Source organism: Rhizobium sp. B230/85 (genome assembly GCF_019355735.1).
Taxonomy (GTDB): Bacteria; Pseudomonadota; Alphaproteobacteria; order Rhizobiales; family Rhizobiaceae; genus Rhizobium; species Rhizobium rhododendri.
This window is the reverse complement of sequence record NZ_CP072157.1, coordinates 413,832-433,534: the sequence shown is the minus strand read 5'-3', so window position 1 is coordinate 433,534 and position 19,703 is coordinate 413,832. Positions and strand designations below refer to the sequence as shown.

At 60.0% G+C, this 19,703-nt stretch carries 13 protein-coding genes; 4 read left to right on the top strand and 9 right to left on the bottom strand.

The window, feature by feature from the left end:
- Positions 1–73: 73 nt before the first annotated feature.
- From J5289_RS20105 to J5289_RS20095, 3 genes are all read right to left on the bottom strand, one after another.
- On the bottom strand, positions 74–2,029 hold the full coding sequence (locus J5289_RS20105; RefSeq protein WP_209207449.1) for a PhoX family phosphatase: 1,956 nt from the start codon (positions 2,027–2,029) through the stop codon (positions 74–76).
- 682 nt (positions 2,030–2,711) lie between these two features.
- Entirely contained in the window at positions 2,712–3,665 is a 954-nt protein-coding gene (locus J5289_RS20100; RefSeq protein ID WP_209207450.1) for a carbohydrate kinase family protein, read from the bottom strand.
- Positions 3,662–4,732 carry a Gfo/Idh/MocA family protein gene (locus J5289_RS20095; protein WP_209207451.1) on the bottom strand — a complete coding sequence of 357 codons (1,071 nt, stop codon included), beginning with the start codon at positions 4,730–4,732 and terminating at the stop codon, positions 3,662–3,664. The genes J5289_RS20100 and J5289_RS20095 overlap by 4 nt, the downstream gene beginning before the upstream one ends.
- A 294-nt stretch (positions 4,733–5,026) precedes the next feature.
- On the opposite strand from J5289_RS20095, the gene J5289_RS20090 reads away from it, so the two are divergent.
- On the top strand, positions 5,027–5,893 hold the full coding sequence (locus tag J5289_RS20090) for a sugar phosphate isomerase/epimerase (protein WP_247750750.1): 867 nt from the start codon (positions 5,027–5,029) through the stop codon (positions 5,891–5,893).
- Between the two features lie 55 nt (positions 5,894–5,948).
- On the top strand, positions 5,949–7,214 hold the full coding sequence (locus J5289_RS20085) for an ROK family transcriptional regulator (RefSeq protein ID WP_224129354.1): 1,266 nt from the start codon (positions 5,949–5,951) through the stop codon (positions 7,212–7,214).
- 47 nt (positions 7,215–7,261) lie between these two features.
- Here the strand turns inward: J5289_RS20085 and J5289_RS20080 are convergent, their stop codons facing one another.
- From J5289_RS20080 to J5289_RS20065, 4 genes are read right to left on the bottom strand one after another with little or no spacing between them, the layout of a single operon-like run.
- Positions 7,262–8,302 (bottom strand): ABC transporter ATP-binding protein, encoded by a 1,041-nt coding sequence (locus tag J5289_RS20080; protein WP_209207453.1) that lies wholly within the window; start codon positions 8,300–8,302, stop codon positions 7,262–7,264.
- A 28-nt stretch (positions 8,303–8,330) separates the two neighbouring features.
- The gene (locus J5289_RS20075; RefSeq protein ID WP_142831816.1) at positions 8,331–9,143 is read right to left on the bottom strand and encodes an ABC transporter permease; all 813 of its coding nucleotides are present in this window, start codon (positions 9,141–9,143) and stop codon (positions 8,331–8,333) included.
- A complete protein-coding gene (locus tag J5289_RS20070) occupies positions 9,140–10,006 on the bottom strand; it encodes an ABC transporter permease (RefSeq protein WP_224129356.1) in 867 nt (288 codons plus the stop codon). The genes J5289_RS20075 and J5289_RS20070 overlap by 4 nt, the downstream gene beginning before the upstream one ends.
- 10 nt (positions 10,007–10,016) lie before the next feature.
- Entirely contained in the window at positions 10,017–11,162 is a 1,146-nt protein-coding gene (locus J5289_RS20065) for an extracellular solute-binding protein (RefSeq protein ID WP_209207454.1), read from the bottom strand.
- A 249-nt stretch (positions 11,163–11,411) separates the two neighbouring features.
- On the opposite strand from J5289_RS20065, the gene J5289_RS20060 reads away from it, so the two are divergent.
- Complete coding sequence (locus tag J5289_RS20060) at positions 11,412–14,498, top strand: glycoside hydrolase family 38 C-terminal domain-containing protein (RefSeq protein ID WP_209207455.1); 3,087 nt, start codon at positions 11,412–11,414, stop codon at positions 14,496–14,498.
- A 268-nt stretch (positions 14,499–14,766) separates the two neighbouring features.
- On the opposite strand, the gene J5289_RS20055 is transcribed toward J5289_RS20060, so the two are convergent.
- Positions 14,767–15,561: a YdcF family protein gene (locus J5289_RS20055; protein ID WP_209207456.1), complete on the bottom strand. Its 795-nt coding sequence runs from the start codon at positions 15,559–15,561 to the stop codon at positions 14,767–14,769.
- 490 nt (positions 15,562–16,051) lie between these two features.
- Entirely contained in the window at positions 16,052–17,089 is a 1,038-nt protein-coding gene (locus J5289_RS20050; RefSeq protein WP_209207457.1) for a class I SAM-dependent methyltransferase, read from the bottom strand.
- Between the two features lie 152 nt (positions 17,090–17,241).
- On the opposite strand from J5289_RS20050, the gene J5289_RS20045 reads away from it, so the two are divergent.
- The gene (locus J5289_RS20045) at positions 17,242–19,314 is read left to right on the top strand and encodes a bifunctional diguanylate cyclase/phosphodiesterase (RefSeq protein ID WP_209207462.1); all 2,073 of its coding nucleotides are present in this window, start codon (positions 17,242–17,244) and stop codon (positions 19,312–19,314) included.
- Positions 19,315–19,703 lie beyond the last annotated feature (389 nt).

Here is a 19,703-nt window from a genome sequence, read left to right as displayed (position 1 = left end):
TCGGTTTTGCCGACGATCGGCTGCGCCGTCACAGCGCCGCCCGCCCAAAAATGTCCAGCGCCCGCTGGCCGCATCAGGCTTTCCCGAGCTTGATGCCGGTCGCATCCGCCGTAAGATAGCCGACGGCCGCGCCGAAGCGGTCCTTGTAGTTGGCGCGAACCAGCGGATCGAGGCTATCCTTCACTTTGGCGTGGAGCTTCTCCCAGTCGCCCGGGTGCTGAAAGTTGCTCATCACATAGGTCCAGCCATTGAGTTCGTCGACCGCGTGGAGGCCCGTCGATTCCGCGCCGGCCGGCATCGACATGATGCGCGACAGCTGCCTGTTGTCGACATTGTAGGCCCACAGGAAGTTGTTGACATGCATGCCGCTGTCCTCGCCGACGAACAGGGTGCGCAGGCGCTCGGAGAACTTGATGTTATCCGGATTGCCGATCTTGTCGGGATTGGCAGTGTTGCCAAGTTCGTCGGTAGCGATATCCTCGCCCGTCAGGACAAATCGGGTCTCAAACGGCACCCATTCGCTGGCGATCGCCTCTCCGCCGCTGTCCTTCTGGGCACCACCCATGGAGTGCGCCAGAATACCGCCTGCCTCGAGAGGCTTGTCGAAACCGATGCCTGACGTTTGGTACCACCCCTTGCCGCCCTTGACCATCGAGTCCTTGATGTAGGAAATCGCCGAGTAGGCAACCTTGTCCTTCGCGTTGACGGTGGTGCCTTCCATTTTTGTAAAGGCCATGCTGCCGCCCATAAGCGCTGCATAGCGGTGTGTTTCCAGGAAGGCCGCGGCCTTTTCCATGCCTGGCGCGAGCTTCACCCAATGGAAGGATCCACTCATGGCGATGCGCGCGTAGCGCAAATCTTTGGGATCCTCCTTGGCGATCTCCATGATGGCCTCAGGCTTCACCGTGTCGGCGAGTTTCTCGATCTCCGCGCTGGTGGCATGGCCGAGCTTAATCCAGGTGATCGTGTCGGCCGGTGCTGCTGTGTCGGTGGACAGGGTGCCGCCGAGCTTGGCAACGTAGAGCGTCCCGCCGGAAAGGTCCGCTTCCCTGTCGGCGACGAACATGAACAGGCCGCCATTGGTCGCATCGTCGCCCATCAACAGCGTGCGACGGTCAGGCATCACCTGCACCAGTTCGTGCGAGATGCGACCAATGCAGTAGTGCTTGGTCAGCGTGCCGCTTCCGTCGGCATTGACCCTGACTTCAGGCAGGTGACCGTAATGATAGGGATTTGCAGCCTTTTCGTCTCCAAACAGATTTTTGCTATAGGCCAGGAGCTGCTTGTTCGATGAGGCCGCGAAGGCGTCGGGCTCGTATTCCTCGCTCGACAGATGGGTGTTCCAAGGCGAGAGGCTGGCGCCGCAGGTGATCCAAAGACCATGCGCCTGGGCGGTGTCGACGTTGTGGTACTTGACCAGGCCGAGCTTGCCGGTGCCCGGATCCTGATCGAGTGTCAGGACGGCGATTGGCGAGGGCATGCGGCCATAGGTGTCGTCGCCTTTCTGGTCGCGCGACATGTACTCGAACTGGACGACGGCGAATACAGTATTGCCCTTGACGCCATCGACCTTCGCGCCGGCGATCGGTGCCAGTAGCGAAGTCCCGTCTGGACAGTCGGAGAAAAACTGGCGCTCCCTGCCCGGTACCGAAGTGTCGATGATCGGCTTGTTGTGGATATCGTAGTAGCCGCCGGCCAGGATTTCCCCGCCCTTGCCGTCCGGCACCATGTCACCCGTCATGAAGAAGGGCTGATAGGACAGCTTGAACGCCTGCGTATTTCCGTCTTCGAGCGTCACCGTCAGCTGCGAAGCAACGGTCGTGGTCGCCATGGCCGCCGGATCCGCCAAAGAGGGCGCGGCCATCGAGCTGAACGTTGCCGAGACAAAGTTTGACGGCGCTGCGGCGGCATCACGCGCCGCGCCGAGAGCGAGAAGCGAGCTGGCGGCCGAAGCGCCGAGTGGCAGCATGGGGACGCTAGCGAGGAATTTCAGGGCCTGGCGACGCGTAGAGTGGGTGGATTCCAACATTTGATACCCTCCGTTTATGCCGGGTCATGACCCGATGCGACCGCGTTCGCCATGAGCAATGGACGGACTGCGAGCCTATTGTCTGGTGGGATAGCGGGATTGCAAGACGTCTTGATGAAGTGGAGCCTAGCATTTTTTGTCCCGGTCGAAGGACGGATACCGGAAAGCGTCGATCACGGAGCGCTTCCCTCACCGTCCTTGCAATGTGGGGGCGGTGAAAGTCTTCACACCCTGTGACTTGGGAAATTCGCCGCCTTCTCCCGTCTGAATGTGGCGTGGCATATGAAACCTAACTCAAAGGTTAGGATTTTGAGCCCCGTTTTCGGACCGTCATTTCCCCTTTCAATTCTAGGCTAGAGAGGCTCTGGTTTTGGCCTATGCGGCAAGTTGAAAATCCTGTCTTCTCTGGGCCGGGCAGCCTGCCTTCTGGCGAGTGCTCGTCTCCCTCGGGTATCGGCTGGAGCAAATCGCCCTGCAGCGGGGATGGCCAATCGCCCTTGCGCCGAGCGAAAAGGGACGCGGTCGACTTCCTCCTGACCCATCTCGACGCCTCCGCCGCAACGTCACGCCATTGGCCGTAACACGACGACGGGTTGGCCCGTTCGATTGACGAGCCGTGATCAGCCTCGGCGACTGGAGCCGCAATGGGACACGCGGCAGCGCGGCTTGAAACCGCCCCAGACTAGGCCGGGCGCAGTACCTTGGGGCCGCTGCTGTGAGGCAGGCCGACATCATATTGGCGCGGTGACGTCGAGATGGCTCGGGAGGCCACGGCAGCGCCCCTCTCTAAGCAATTGGGAAAAGCGTTTTGGGCGCTCAGGGCAGCCAGGAAGGCGGCATTGAAAATATCGCCTGCGCCGACCGTATCCACCGCATCGACATGCGGCGCCGCAGTGCGGTGAAGGGCTCCCCGCGCATCGACGCCAATCGCCCCCGACGGCCCGCATTTCACGACAAGAAGCGAACCGGCGGGCATATGCGTCTTCAACTGGGCGGCAGCGCCGTCAACGCTCTCAAGACCGGATAGACCCAGTGCCTCAGCCTCGTTGAACAGGGCGCAGCCAGCCCGGGCCAGCCAGGCCATCGTTCGTGCCCTGTTCGCCGCGGTCCAGCCCCCGTCAGGCCAACCGGGATCAATCGATGTCGTGATACCGTGTAGGTCTGCCCAATCGAACAGTCGGTCATAGTCGCGGGCCAGGGTCTCGGTCTGGAAAGCTGCGGACAGCAGCAGATGTCCTCCCTTCAGCCGTCGTGCATCGAGCGCCACCAATGCATCGTCGATACAGAACCGGCCAAGATGGCCGCGCGTGCTGAAAAAGGTCCGCTCGCCATCTGGATGCGTCACACCGACTGTGATCGCCGTCCTGTCGGGCGCCCGCACCCATGTCTCCGCGTAGGAACCGAACGCGCTTCGCAGCCATTCCCCGAACATGTCCTCACCCGTGCTGGAGGCAATCGCAAAGTCCACCCCCATACCCATCCAGGCGAGCGCTGTATTGCCAGCCGAACCTCCGACCCGCAGCTCGTCATGATCGACGATGACCTCCGTGCCGGGACGGGGCCAGGGGCTTGCGGGCCCCAGTATCAGATCGACATTCACATTGCCGATGACGGCCAGAGGGGTCCCGATATTCATCGCGCCGCCGCTTTTATCATGGCTTCAAACAGGGCCAGGTCAAATTTGGATTCTGCGGGCGGCGTCCGGTTCTCTCCACCTTGCGTTGCCGCCGCATGGAAGGCGCGCAGCTCGGCGTCGAACGGATCCTGGTAGAAGGGACCGAGTCTCGTGAGGACGTTGCCCTTCTCCGTGGACGCCTGGATATCAAGCGTCATCGGCAGATTGCGGATATAGGGGGTGGGATATTCGAATGCGAGACGTCCGGTTCGCGTGTTGATTTCGAAGCCCGCCTCGAAACGCACGACATCGCCAATCATGCATTCGTAGAGCGCGGTAAAGTGACCGTAGTCAAACAGCGCGGTGATCTGTGTGCCGCCCTGCTTGATCTCTGTCGCGATAACCCGTTGGGGCACGCCGAGAAGGTCACGCATGGCCGACAGGGAATGGGATGACAGGCCCGTCAGCACGGAATAGGCAGTGACATGATCGGACGGCGCATCGGCGCCGCAGACATCGGCAACCATCGCCTGGCGCAGCGCACGGCTTTCCGCGACGAGAACCGCAGCGATGTCGTTCTGCGGCGTGATGACCCGGTCGGTCTGCCGAAAGAACCACGGCCCCTCGCAGATGACGTCGCGCACGCGCACATAGGTGATGTCGTCGAGCTTCGGTAGGCGTGCTTTTGCCTCAAGGAAGGCAGTGGCGTATCGCCGCATGTAGCCGACCATCGCCACACGGCCGGAGGCCCGTGCCGTGGCATCGAGCTCGTCGAGGTCGCTCTGCGTCAGGCAACACGGCTTTTCGACCAGGACATGCTTGCCTGCTTCCAAGGCCGCGCGGGCATGGCGGCCGTGATACTGGTCGGGGCTCATCACCAGCACGGCGTCGATATCGCCTGAGGCGATCAACGCGCCGGGCGTGGAAAATAGCCGGGCGATGTTCCAGCGCGCGCCAATCGCTTCGGCGACAGACGGGGACGGGTCATAGGCGCCAGCCAGAGCGAACTGGTCTCCCAGTCGCTGCAAAATCGGCAGGTGGATGAGTTGAGCCACTTCCCCAAGGCCGATCAAACCAAGTCTGAGCACGTTTTTTTACCTTTTCACTCGGGGCGCCGCATCGGCGCAGACCTTAGACTCGCACCGTAGTGATGCGGGGCCCGTACTGCGGCGAGCCTGTCACATAATAAATATGCATTGAAGATTTTATCAATCCGAAAAATCCTGAATTCTGGACAATTTAAGGGGATCGCGGCTGGGGAATGCTCCCGTTATCCTATAAAAGTCCTAAATTTAAAGAAAAAGCATGGACTCCCTTTTCCAACTTGCTGTTCTGGAATAGAAGATGTGTCGAGGATTTAATTCTCGAAGGAGATGGAAACGATGAAGGTTGCGACGGCTCCGGACGCTTGGGGCGTATGGTATGCGGATGACCCGAAACAGACGCCGTGGACGCGTTACCTTGACGAGGTGCGCGATTCCGGCTTCACCTGGACGGAAACCGGGCCCTGGGGCTACCTGCCGACCGATCCCGCGCGTCTCACCGACGAACTGGCTGCCAGAGGACTTTCCGTATGCGGGTCGGCTCTGGTGCATCTTCTTGCGCCAAGAGATGCGATGGACACTTTGCGACCGCGCCTTGAGCAAACTTGCGGCCTGCTCAAGGCGATGGGGTCGGAGTGGGTCGTGCTGATGGACGATTCGGACCTTCCTCCGGCGGGCGGGCAGCGCGCGCTTTCGGCGGATGCCTGGAAGGGAATGGTGACGACTGTCAGGGAAGCCGCTCGCTACGTGGCCGAGGAACACGGCCTGCATCTCCTGTTTCACCCGCATGTCGGCTCCGGCGTCGAGACGGAAGAAGAGGTCATCCGCCTGGTCGAGGAAACGCCGGCCGAACTTGTCGGCCTTTGCTTCGATTTCGGCCATCACGCCTATACCGGCGCCGATGCCTTCGCCTTCATGAAGCGCTATGCCGAGCGGATCCCCTACTATCACTTCAAGAATGTCGATCCTGTGCTACTCAACAAGATCCGCGACGAGAATATCGATTTTATCAAGGGCTTCCAATCCGGCGTGATGTGCGAACTCGACAAGGGCATCGTGGATTTTCGCGAGGTGCGGGATTTCCTTGCGGCTCGGAATTTCGACGGCTATGTCGTCTACGAGCAGGATATGTATCCGTGTCCGCCCGAAAAGCCTTTTCCGATTGCGCTTCATAACCGTAAGGTGCTCAAAAGCCTCGGGCTCTGAAGCGGTATCGCATGGCGATCGCGCGGCAGGAAAACGGGCAGCAGGCGGAAGCGATTTGGAGCAGGAAGACAACAGGCCGATCAAGGATGAGGATGTCCGGATCGCGGGCAGCCGCATCGAGGATGCGCGGATTTTCAATCGGCGCCTCGTGTTCGAGACGATCTTCCAGCGCGCTCCAATCAGCCGTGTCGAGATTGCCGGCATTGTCGGGCTGAAACCGCAGACGATTTCATCAATCACCCGCGAACTCCTGGAACAGGGGCTTATTTCGGAAGCCGGGCGCTCGTCCGGCCTTCGCGGCCAGCCGCAGATCTACCTCGAACCCCATGCCGACGCTGGCTTTTCCGTCGGCATCCACATCGACCGCAACCATTGCCAGCTGATGATCTGCGACTTGAAACGCAGAGCGCGCGCGCGCCTGGAAATCTCGTGCAACACCCGCGATCCGGAAGAAACGGTTGCCCGCATGGCCGAGGGCATCGCGCAGGCGCTGGACGACAACGCTATTCCGCGCGGCAAGGTCTGGGGCATCGGCCTCGTGCTGCCGACATTCGGCTCCGATGTCTACGACTTTGATTTCTCCATGCAGCATTGGGAAGCCTGGCGCGACGTGCCCTTCGTCGAGAACCTGCAGAGCCTCTGCGGCTTGCAGGTGCTGGTGGAAAACGATGCGACCGCGGCAGCGATCGGCGAGCGCATCCACCGGTCAGGCGCACAGGATGCCACTTTCGTCTATTTCTACATCGGCCACGGGACAGGTGCCGGCCTCATCATCGACGGCTATCCGTTCAAGGGCGTCGGTGGCAATGCCGGCGAGCTTGGGCTGCTGCCGATCGCCGGTCTTGATGGATCGCCCGTCTGGCCTGAGACCGGCGCCAAGGATATCCTGTCGCTGACGGGTCTTGCCCATGCCTGCGGCATGACGGAGGAGACTGTCGACAACGATGAGCTCAACCGCCTGTGTGCCCTCAGGGATCATCGCTTGATGAACTGGCTGGCCAGTGCGGCTGCCGTGGTGCGCGATGCGACAGCGATCATCGAGGTCATGTTCGACCCGGGCTTCATCGCGGTGGGCGGGGCGCTGCCGCGCGCGATCGTCGAGATGCTGGTCGATCGCGCCTACCCGCTCCGGCCGACGCCGGCAGCCCGGCGCGACCGCGCGTTTCCGCGCCTGATGCCGGCGATCCTGATCCATGATGCGGCCGTCACCGGTGCGGCCATGCTGCCGATCTTCGTCAACACCAGCCATAATTTCCGTCACCTCTACTTCCGCCAGGTGCTGGGCGACGAACGTCCCTTCGACGGGGCGTCGCCGGTCTGAAAGCCCCGCCGCGTCTCAATTGCGGGAGGGCCTTGCACCCGCAGCCGTCAGGACGGGACGGTTGAGATGACCTTGCCTTCGCGAAACAGCGCAAAGCGCGAGACGCGGATAGACAGTGTCTGCCCCTCGGCTATGTCCGCACTTTTCGGCACCTGGATCCGCACCATCGTGCCGTCGTCCGCCTGGCTCTCCACCTTGATGAAGGATCCGAGATTGACGGTCCGGGTGACGAGCACGCCGCCGTCGCCGGTCTGACCCTCGACGACGATGTCTTCGGGACGAACCGCAAGGGTTGCGGCGCCCGCTGTGACCGATGTCGGGATCTCAAGCCCCGCGATCCGGATGCGCCCCGCATCGACCGCGCAATCGAACATGTTCATGTCGCCGATGAAGCCTGCCACGAAGGCGGTCTGCGGTGTTTCGTAGATCTCGCTTGGGCTGCCGACCTGCTCGATACGCCCCGTGCTCATCACCACGATGCGGTCAGCGATGGATAGCGCCTCATCCTGGCCGTGCGTCACGAACACCGTTGTGATCTTGAGCTTACGCTGGATCTGCCTGACCTCTTCGCGCAGGCGGTCGCGCAGATGCTGGTCAAGGCTGGCAAAGGGTTCGTCCATCAACAGGATCTTCGGCTCGAGAACCAGGCAGCGCGCAATCGCCACGCGCTGCTGCTGGCCACCGGAAAGCTGGCGCGGCATCCGGTCGGCATGGTTCTGGAGACCCACCAGATCAAGCGCTTCCTTGACCTTCGCGGCAATGACCGGCTTGCTCATCTTACGCAGCTTCAGGCCGAAGGCGACATTCTCGAACACCGTCATGTGGCTCCACAGAGCGTGGCTTTGGAAGACCATGGCCGTCGGCCTATGTTCCGGCGGGGTCGACACGACGTCTGAATTGTCGATCAGCACCCTGCCGCCCGAGGGGCTCTCGAAGCCGCCAATGATGCGCAACAGCGTGGACTTGCCGGATCCGGACGGCCCGAGCAGGCACACCAGTTCGCCATCGGGAAAATCCAGGGACAGCGGCTCGATGGCGTTGATGGGGCCATACATCTTGGAGATATTGTCGAGGCGGAGCGTTGCCATGCGTATTTTCTTTCTCTTGGATTGCGCGTCAGCCGCCGAGGCCCTTGGCAAAGGCGTCGCCGCCGATGACCCGGCGCGCAAGCAGGATTGCCGCCAGCGACGGCACCCAGAGCATGACCGACAGGACCGCCCCATACTGCACGACCAGCTGGTTGTTGATCATCGACATCATCAGCAGCGGCATGGTGCGGATACGGGGTGCCCCGACGAGCCAGGCACCTTCCGTTTCATAGAAGGTCCACACGAACGTCATCAGCAGGGCGGCGGCGATGGTGGGAAGCGCTTGCGGCAGGGTGATCGACCAGAAGACCCGGAACGGCCCGGCGCCGACGTCGCGCGCCGCCTCCTCCATCTCACGGCTGACGGCCCTAAAGGCGGCCGTCGGAAGCCAGATCATCAGCAGCAGCGTGTTGAGGAGTTGGATGATGACCACCCCGCTATAGGTCCCGACCAGGTTCATCGAGAGGAACAGAACCGCGATTGATATGATCAGGGCAAAGCGGGGAAAGGCATTGGCCATCAGGAAGGACATCATGAAACCGGCCTTTCCGGGAAAGTTCATGCGCGCGAAGGCATAGGCCGCCGGCAGGCAGATCAACGCCGACAAGGCCGTCACGATCGTCGAGAGCTGCAGCGACGTCACGAAGGCGGCCCAGACTTCCGGTCGGCCCAGGACGGCGTACCAGTATTTCAGGCCCCATTTGGTCGGCAAAATGGCCGGGTAGAACCACTGCTCGGCAAAGGCCCAGAGGAAGACCGTGAGGATCGGCAGGGCGACGAACAGGACGAGGAAGGCGAGGATGATCCAGCCGAAGACGTCGACGCGGCGGTTGAAGGTCATCGGATGTCCTCCGCGCGGCGGGTCGAGACCGAGCGCACATAGGCAAGGCCGGCGATCGAGCAGATCATGAAGGTGATTGTCGCCTGCGTTGCGGCCTGGACGGGGTCGCGGACGCTGGCAAAGGTACGCAGCATAAAGGGGCCCATCATCTCCGGAGCGGTCGGACCCAGCATGAACGGCATCAGCGCCTGTCCGAAAAAGCCCAGGAAATTGAGCGCTGCGACGATCAGCAGCGAGTGCTTCATCTGCGGCAGGATGATGCTCCGCAGGATGCGCAGCTTGCGCGCGCCGATATCCCTCGCAGCCTCGATGGACGTGTCGGAGATATTGGACAGGCCGGAGACGAGGATCAGCAGCGCAAGCGGCATGCCGTCCCAGATCAGCCCGATCACCGGGCCCCAGGGCGTCAGGTAGGGCGAGTGGTAGCCCGGGATCCCGACCTTGGTGAGAAGACTCTGCAGCCAGCCATTCGGGCCCATGTAGCGGATCAGCGCATAACAGACGATGATGCCCGGCACGAACATCGGAAACAACGCCAGCCCCTGGATGAGAGACGCCAGCCAGCCGCGCGAAAACCGCATGTAGAGCGCGATTGGCAGGGTGATCGCGATCAGGAGCGCTAGGCTCACGAAGGTGGTCCAGAACGTCCGCATCAAGTTGGCAAGACTGTAGGGGTCGGAAAAAAAGAAGACGTAGCTGGAAAATGTCAGCCTGGTGCCACCGTCCGGCGACTTCCTGAGCACCGTGCTGAGTATCGTCAGCACGGCAGGATAGAAGAGAAAAACGGCGATCAGCAGGACGGGCAAAGCGATCAGGAGCAAGCCCTTAAGCTTTGCCGTCATTGTCCGGGCGGCGGCATCCATCGGCTGGGCCTCAGCGCTGGATGGTCGAGGCGACGTTGCGATACCAGGCTTCAAACAGCGCCGGCTCCCAGGTGGCCGGGAAGACCGGAATGGATCTCGGCGCGACCTTGGCGAATTTCGCCTGAAGTTCGGCGGCCATGAACTCCCATTTTATTCCGGGAAAGCCACCGAGCGCCGTGACGACTTGGTTCTGCACCTCCGGGGAAATCAGATAGTCCGCAAGCTTGAGCGCCGCGCCCTTGTTGGCAGCGACGCTTGGCACCACGATCCCCGAGAAGCCACCGGTGAAGGCCAAATCCTGGAGTTGGGCAATCGCGGTCGTCGGCGGCACCACGCCCTGGCTCATCGCCTGCAGCGCCATGTCGGACCAGGCGACCGTCATCGTGACGGCGCTGCTCGCCAGGAGCTGAATCGACGCTGTATTGCCGGACGTGTATTCGCCGCCATTGTAGAGCGAGGGTGCAATATCCTTCAGGAGTGGCCACACCTTCTCGAAAATCGGCGTCGCTGTATCAGCGGTGTAGTTTTCCGGCTGGAAAAGCTCCGGCTTCTTGCCGGTGACTTCCTGCAGCGCGCGCTCGATGAAGCAGGCGCCGGAATCGCCGAGGTCGGGACGGGCATAGGCGAACTGACCCGGATTGGCCTTGATCCAGGCCACCAGTTCCGGAAAGGTTTGTGGTGCCTTGGCAACCTTGTCGCCATTATACATCAACACGACCTGCGAGCCGCGATAGGGCAGAAGCGTCGCATCCTGAAGGACGACGGGGTCGACCTTGGCGTAATTTCGAAGATTGGCCTTGCTGAAATCGACCCAGAGACCGGCCTTGATGGAATCGGTCGGATAAAAGGGCGTCACCGCCTCAAGCATATCGACCTGGGGGTCCTTCTTGGCCTGGAAGGCCGCCATTGCACGGTCGGCCAAGGTGTTCATGGCCGAGCCGCCACCGCCGGCGACAAGATTGAGCGTCACACCCGAATTGGCCGCCTCGAAGCCTGGCTTGACGACCTGGGTCCAAAAATCGATGACGTTGGTGTCGCTGTTGAAAAAGATATCCAGAACGCCCGGGGCGGCCGAGGCGATGCGGATGCCGCCGGCCATGATTCCGACACCGACAGCTGTCGTTGCTGTCAGAAACTCACGTCTTCCAATGTTCATGCTATCCTCCATTTTTCGGGCTGTGAAATGACTTGCATGCCGATATGTTGCCCTGGTCGTTCCCGGTGGCTGCAGATCTCCGCCTGCTCTAATTAAATACTTACCATGAATTTTATCGGCGATGTCAAGGGAGAGTGTGAGCAGAATTTCCATGGAGAAGTTTTTCTATCAACCGAGGACCAAGTTATATGGCCAAAAATGAAAATATCTTATATCTTTATTGATGATTAAATATTGGGGGAGTTCCAGATGCGGGCCTATCGCGATCGCCAACGTAGCCTTGAACAGCTGTCGCGCCACATGGAAGTCTGGGTAGAGGAACTGCAAGCCTTCGAGATGCGCCAGCGCCTTGCCCTTACCGGCTGGCAGTCGACAAACCCGCAGGGCCAGCAACGGCCGATAGCGACCGGAGGCGCCTGGGACGACCGGTTCGGCATCCACCGCTTCGAAATGACCGGAAGCATTTCCGTTCCCCCCGGCGACGGCGTCGAGCTGCGGCTGGATTTCGGCGGCGAGGCCCTGGTGCGTCTGCATGGCGACGATGGGCAGGTCTTGGAGAGCTTTGCCGCCAATCCCTGCCACCGTCGCTTCCAGGTGCCGCAGGAGACGTCGCTGCGCATTGTGGCCGAGGTGGCCGCGCGCAGCCTGTTCGGCGTCCCAAACCGCGAGCCGCGTTTTGCAATGGCCGAGATTGTTCTGTTTCATCCCGAAATCCGCGCCTTGCGTCGCCGCCTGATGGTACTGCGCGACACCGCCAACAGCGTGGATGATGTCGAACTCTCGCGCTCCCTGTTCGAAGCTGGCGAGATTGCCATCAGCGGCCTGCGGCTTCCCACGGCCACGACCGCCGTTGCGCCGCGCGTCGCCGGCCGCCCCTGGGCACGCGATATCTGGGAGCGCAGCTTCGAGCCGTCGGACCGGCCCGAAGCACTCGGCAAGGAGGCCTTGGCGTCCGTTTGTCGTGCCTGCGAACTTCTGGATGGGATGCTCGATGATCTGCGCAAGGCCTATCCCAAGCAGGGCGACGTGCTGGTCACCGGGCACGCCCACATCGACTACGCCTGGCTCTGGCCGCAGCCGGAGACCGTGCGCAAGATCGTGCGGACGTTCAACAGCGTCAACTCACTGCTGCAGCGCCATCCGGACTTTCACTTTCTGCAATCGTCTTCGCTCTATTACAGCCATGTCGAGGATGAAGATCCAGCGCTGTTTGCAGACATCCGCAAGCGAGTGACGGAAGGCCGCTGGGAGATCATCGGCGGGATGCTGGTGGAATGCGACACCAACATGCCCTCGGCAGAAGCCTTCACGCGCCAGTTTCTTCTGGGCCAGCGCTATTTCCAGGCCAAGTTCGGCATCACCTGCTCGACGGCCTGGCTGCCGGACACTTTTGGGTTCACGGCCGCCATGCCGCAGATCATGCGCCATGCCGGCATCGATACGTTGGTCACCATCAAGGTCAGCTGGAACGAGACGAACCGTCTGCCGGAGAACCTGTTCCAGTGGCAGGGTAACGACGGCTCGCGGGTGCTTGTCCATACGTTCGACGCCTATGACAATGACGGTTACAACATGCTGATGACGCCGATGGCGCTGTGCGAGGTGTGGAAGAAGCATGGGGCCAAGGATCTCGTCGGAACCGTCATTGCCAGCTACGGCTGGGGTGATGGTGGTGGCGGCCCCGACCCGGACCAAATCGAGATCATGCCACTGCTGAACGCCATGCCGGCAATCCCGCATGTGCGCCAAGGACGCATCCAGCCGCATCTGGACGAGATACGTGTGGCGCTATCGGATGCAGCCCTGCCGGTCTGGGCCGGCGAGCTGTACCTCGAATATCACCGCGCGACCCTGACCACCCAGGGTCGCACCAAGCAGCTCAACCGCCGGGCCGAGCATGCGCTGGTTGCCGCCGAGGCCATGGCCGTCATCGATGCCCTCGACGGCGGCGTCACCGCCATGCCGGACCTTGCGCTCGATTGGACGCTCATGCTGCGCAACCAGTTTCATGATATCCTGCCCGGCTCCTCCATCCGCGAGGTCTACGAGCAGACGGAACCGGAGCTAGAAGGGGTCGTCGCCCGTGCCGACCGTCTGTGGCGACAACGCCTGGAAGCACTAGCATCGCGCAGGCGCGGCGCGCGGCGCGGGCTGCTTGTTGCCAATCTCTCCGGTTCGGCCAAACGGCAGTGGCAGCTTGAAAGCAGCGCGCCCCTCCCCGCCGGACTGGCGCCGCAGCACAGTCAAGCCGGCTACGTTGTAACGTTCGACCGACCGCTCCAGGCGCTTTCCCTCGGCTTCGTGTCGGCGACGGGACCGATCAGCAGCCTCGTCGTTGACGACAGTCGGATGGAGAATGCCTTCGTTCGCATCATCCTCGACGCGCAGGGTCGGATTTCGAGCCTCCTTGACAAGCGCTGCGGCCGGCAACTGATCGATGGCGCCGCGAACCGGCTGATGCTCTATCGCAACGACCTTCCCCGCAATTTCGACGCCTGGGATATCGAACCCGGCTTCGAGCTCGGCGAGGAAGAGCTGTTGTCTCTGGAAAGCCGTGAAGTGACGGAATCCGGCCCGCACCGTGCAGAGATCACGTTGGTCCGGCGCTTCAGCGCCAGCACGATCACCCAACGCCTGCGGCTGTGGGCCAACAGTCCGCGTCTGGAGATCGTCACCGATCTCGACTGGCACGACCGACGCACCTATCTGAGGGCGGCCTTTCCCCTGAACGTGCTCGCCGAAGAGGCGGTGTTCGACCAGGCAATCGGCGTGACGCGTCGGTCGACCCACGATAATACCACCTGGCAGAAGGCACAGTTCGAAGCCTGCGGCCATCGCTTCGTCTCGCTGTCGGAAACGGACTGGGGCGCGGCCCTCTTGTCGGCCGACAAATACGGCTTTTCAGCCAAGGGCAACGTCCTGACGATCAGCCTCGTGCGCGGGCCGATGTTCCCGGACATGCTCGCCGATGAGGGGCACCAGCGCTTCACCTATGCGCTGCTGCCACATGACGGACGCTGGTGGAGCGCCGATGTGCAGGCGGAGGCTGATCTCGTCTGCGATCCGTTGCGCTTCACCGTGGCAACCGCAGATGCCGATTATGATCTGTCGCCTGTGACCATCTCGGACCAAGACGTGCGCATCCACGCGCTGAAGCCCGCCGAGGACGGTGATGGCTATGTGCTGCGTTTTTCCGAGGCGGTTGGCAGGCGCGGTTCCTATGCGATCTGCGTGCCGGATGGCCGCACATGCAGGGCTACAAACGCATTGGAAGCCGAACTTGAGGATATGCCATCCACTCTGAAACCCTTCGGCCTCGTGAGCGTCCGCTTCTGAAACGACACCTTGTCGCCCGTCCCTGCGCGCGAATGGATCTATACAGGTGGCGCCATTGACACGGCCTTCGCGTATCCCGGCGATGCGGCAAGTTTATGATATGGACGACAAATCTGGCGAGGCCGGATCTCGCCGATCGGCGCGGGGGCCGCGCCGTCTTGCTGGCCCCGCACACCCGGGAAGCCGCCGGACTGGCTCCCTGGGTTCCCCGACTGCTCGCCCTTCGCCGTCGGTTTCCCTTCCGGTATCCCGCCTGCTGGTGCTTGCATCAATTCGCAGCCGGCAAGAACGTCTGCGTCTTGCCGGTCAGGCGATAGGCGGCCAGACCCAACCATTCGTGAGCGGCGGTGTCGCTAACATCCAGTCCTTCGGCGATAGTACTAAACGGCAGTTTGAACTCTGCAGTTCGTGTGCGGTAATCAACGGGATAGGGAACGGTGATGAATCCAACCGCTCTGAAGGACGCCACCGCACGCGGCATATTATAGGCTGAGGTGACGAGCAGCCAATTGTCGGACGGCTGTGGTTTGGCCACCGCCATGCTTTGAACGGCATTTTCATAAGTTGTCTGGGAACGGCGCTCAGTTTCAATGCGCTCTGAGGCTATCCCAAGGTCCACAAGCACGCGCTGGGCAATCTCCGCCTCGGTTTGAATTTCTCCGAGCACGAGGTGGCCACCGCCACCAGACAGGATAATGCGAGCCTGGGGATAGCGGCGTGCAAGCGCGGCAGTCTGAAAGATCCGCTCGGCATTGTTGTTGAGTGTAAGGCTGTTTCTACTCGCTGTAATATGGGCTTCTTCAGCCCCACCGAGCATCACGATACCTGTCACGTAATCGGGAAGGTCGGGGGCGGTGAACCGGTCCTCCAGCGTTGTGAGGACAGCGGGGCCGACCGGAGACCAGCCCGCTATGCAAAGCAGTACGGATGACGTGCCGAGCAACCACGAGGCGGTGCATTTCCATCGTAGGAGTAACGCTGCGATCCCTAAAAGCCCGAGTAAAGCTATCAAATTCGATGGTAGGAATACTGACGCAACCAGTTGGTAAAATATGAGGAACATTCTACATCTGCTTTCAAGGGATAGCGTTGCGCAGGGGAGGTGTCTGGAAGCGACCTGTCATGTAGTTGCCGTTCATCCCTTAGAGGTTTTGTCAGACTACGCATCATTTAGTTCTGAATGACGCACGAAATCAGACGACTGTAACTCTTACTTTGCCAAGATTGGCCGAACTCGGGTTTGTTAGGTCGTAACTCGACCAATGACAACTCGCCTTTCTGTAATGACGTGGCCCAAGGCCGGCACACACAGAGTGCGGACCCGACAAAGCAGATAGGTCGACTTACGGCATAGACTGCTGCAGCTGCGGCCTGTCGAGCCCGGGACGGACCAAATCCTTCGTGGCACCGGCCTCAGCCTTCCTGGTACATCGAGGGGCAACCACGCAACCAGTATGTAAAAGAGACGCGTGAATCGATGACTGGCTCGCCCGCCCCTGCCCGGTCAATCTCAACACTATCGCGAAAAAGTCCGAAAGCGCGCAGACAGACGTCTACAGCCGTCTCAACGACGCATAGGCGACGTTGCGATTGGCCCCTGACCAGACCGCCCCGTCGAATTTGCTCATATCGTTCGCCGCGTTCGATATTTTCCACATCTCCGACTCCGGCCTTAATAGGAGCGACCAATTCATAAAGGTCTCCATGTACCCATCCACGCCGACTTCGTCGGAGAAATTAGCAAACAAGAAAACCCCACCCGGCTTCAACATCCCTAAGCAATGGCGGGTCAGCTTAACGGCTACACTGAAGGATAGATAATCGTAGAGACCTGCGGCATAGATCAGGTCGAACTGACCGAGTGTCTTTCGTCCGGTGAGTATTTCAAGTACCGACCCACCCATGGCCTGGACGCAGCTTCCCCCATATTCCGCGTGCATGGAAGCAACGCTCAGCGGATCCTGGTCCAGAGCGACCCATCGCTTGATCGTTCCACCATTTAGCGCGTTCGATTTTTCTGCTTCCCGCAAATGACCAGCGGCGATGGTAAGGACTTCGGCATCGGATCCGCGACTTGCGGTGATCTCATCCACCTGACGGGTCAGGATGTCGCGACGCTCACGAACCGCGACTGATGAGGATGCATTGCTCGTGAATTCGTAGAGAGACCGTCCCCTTGCCGATGCTTGCTCTAGCGATCCACTTACGCTCGGGTGGCGGTAGATGAAGTCTAGAAGGTGTGCGTCGCCTGAATATCCTCTAGGCTTGTCGAATGACCAGCGCGTGAAGGGGTCTTCCAGGAAGACCGCAGCGACAGGATGGCTTCGTGCAACATCAACGAGTTCAGGCCAAGCGCCGGGGAAAAACTTTCTGCGCGTGAGGTGAAGCTGTTTGCTGAGCCGCTCGATGACGAGAGACGGCTCGACGCCGCTCTCAAACTGTTGCCGCGCAATCTCCAATGCCAGGGCCAGCTCGGCTTTTCCAACGGCTATCTTTTGGTGAAGCGGTTGATGCTGATGCTCAAACTCGCGAGCGATCAGTTCGGGGGTGATAAGACTTTGTCCATCAAGTTGCGTGGAGGTGCGGTTCAAAGCGGGACTCCCGTTAATAGAGTCGTAACTCTAATGGGAGGTAGGGCAACTTGCGAGTGGAAAAACTGCTCATATACCGAGAATTGAAAGGCGGGTCGCCCATATCGATGGGGACGACGTCATACCCTCAAATCAATAACCGTGGTATCTTCATGATTTATCAGAATAAATCCGGATATTTAGGGAATGTGACGCAGCTTAAATCCGGGCACGCAGGTCTTGACGTGGCGGTTCATTTCGGGGCAAACGAAACTTCGGCGCCAATCTCCGACGCTGATTTTGTCGTGGAAAAGCCAAAACCGGCGACCCAAGAATTGAAGGCCCTCTATCGCCAAAAGCAGGCAGAAGCCCGCCGTGCCGTATCGAGGAAAGGGCTGTGGCTGGCCGTTCTCGTCTACCTCCTGTTTTCACTGACAGACCTGCTTTTGATCGCAGACGTTGCGCCTTATACGGTAATAGCAAGATTTGTGGTTGGGGCTTCCGCGTTAGCCGTGATCGAACTTCAGTACCGCTCCGGCCAAAAGGCTGACAGTCTCGATATAACGTGCGCCGCCGCCCTGGTGTTAGGATATGTGGGCTGGCTGTTGCCGGCGATGGCATCCGGAGAGATATCAAATCTCTCCTATTACATGGTCTTCGGCGCAATATTCATGATGGGGATTAATCTTTTCTTTGACTTCAGAGTTTCCCTCGCACTAAGTGCTTCAGCTGCCGTTCTGGGTTCTTTTTTAGTTTCCCTTTGTTTCTTTCCGAGCGACATCTATCATACGCTTTCGTTCGTCATATTTTATGTTTGCTGCTTCATATTTACCTCTTATGTGAACTGGAAGCTGAATGCCGAACGCTATCAGGTTTTCCTGAACTCACTCGAGGCGGCCGCCCAGCATCACGAGGCGAGCGAGCGCGGCAAAGCTTTGCTCAGGCTATCGATCACCGATCCCCTGACAGGTCTATCCAACCGGCGCGCTATTGATCGCACGCTTCGCGAGTTCTGGGAGAAGTGGCGATCCAGCCAACAAAGCTTCACCGCAATCCTGATCGACGTCGATCACTTCAAAAAATTCAACGATTTGTATGGCCACCAGGATGGCGATGACTGTCTTGTTCGCGTTGCAGAAGTGCTCCGGGCAACCGTTGAAAAGTTCGGCGGCTCATTGGGTCGCTACGGGGGCGAGGAATTCATAGTGTTGACGCATGCAACATCTGCCGAAGAGTGCTTTACTTTTGCAGAAAACATTCGCAAAGCCGTAGAGGAGATGACGCCTTCACCCCAAATGCGTCCGCAGGGGGCACCGGTTGTTACCGTGAGCGTGGGCGCTGCACTGACCGGTCCGCACTCCGCAACAAAGGTCGAAAAGCTCATTCATGAAGCAGACCGAGCCCTTTATGCGGCCAAGGCTGGCGGACGCAATTGCACAAGGCTATATGATGCATTGGATCCCGCATGCCGCGATGACGAGGAGGACCTCGTCGCACTGCTGAGAGTGGCTCTTCGGCAGGAGTTGGTATCGCTCGTATATCAACCGATCCACGATGTCGCCTCTGGCTCAACGAACACTGTAGAAGCCCTGATGCGCTTGAAGACGGCTGATGGCGTTTCTATCGCTCCCATCGCATTCATCCCTGTCGCTGAGCATACGGGTTTCATCCACGAACTAGGGCGCTGGCTCGTTCGCACCGTTTGCATCGAGCTGCTAGCAAACAATCGAATTCAGACCGTTTCAGTCAACATCTCCCCGGTCCAGCTGAAGTCGGAAGGCTTTGCTGCGTCTGTCGCGGCCATTCTTTTGGAAACTGGGGTTCAAGGCAGCAGGTTGGCGTTCGAAATCACGGAAGGGTTGGACATTGACGTCGATGCACAGGTGTTGATGTGTGTCGAAGAGTTGCGCGGGCTGGGTATTTCAATCTGGCTCGACGACTTTGGTACCGGCTTTGCTGGGTTGTCCTGGCTTCGCCTGATTGATTTTGACACGGTGAAGATCGATAAATCCTTCTTGAACGACGCGACGTCGCCAAGGGGTAAGGCCATGTTGCGCGACATGGTAAGCCTTCTGCGCAACCACGTGGACGACGTTCTTGTCGAGGGTGTCGAGACCGAGGAGCATATGACGCTAATGCGCGAGCTCTGGATTGATCAAGTTCAAGGCTATCACGTGGGTCGTCCGGTTCCGGCCCATATGATTAAGTCTGGCGACGACGGTGCCGCAATCGCGTCGCCACATTAGACCCGACCGGGCGTTATGGTGGTGCGCGATCAATGCAAGGCCTGTTCACATTTTCTAAGCTGACAGATTCGTCTCGGTGATGGACAGGAAGACATTTTTACGTCTTTTCAGCCAGTAAAATTCGCCATGGTCGGATGGCCTTCTAATTTCGCTTTAGCCGCGCAACGGTGTGCTTATGAAGACAAGCGGAACAGCACTTGGTCTGGAAGCCAGCACTCTCTGTTAGGGCGGGCGACGGCAGAGAAGATGAGCTTAGACTAAGGAACGGGTGGCTATAGTGAGGCTCGGGCTCCTACCGGACGGGTGGGAAAAACGCGTTGGACGGGCGACTGCCACAGGCACAATTTGAAGATCACAACGCCGATCGCCAATATCCGTCTGTCAAAAAA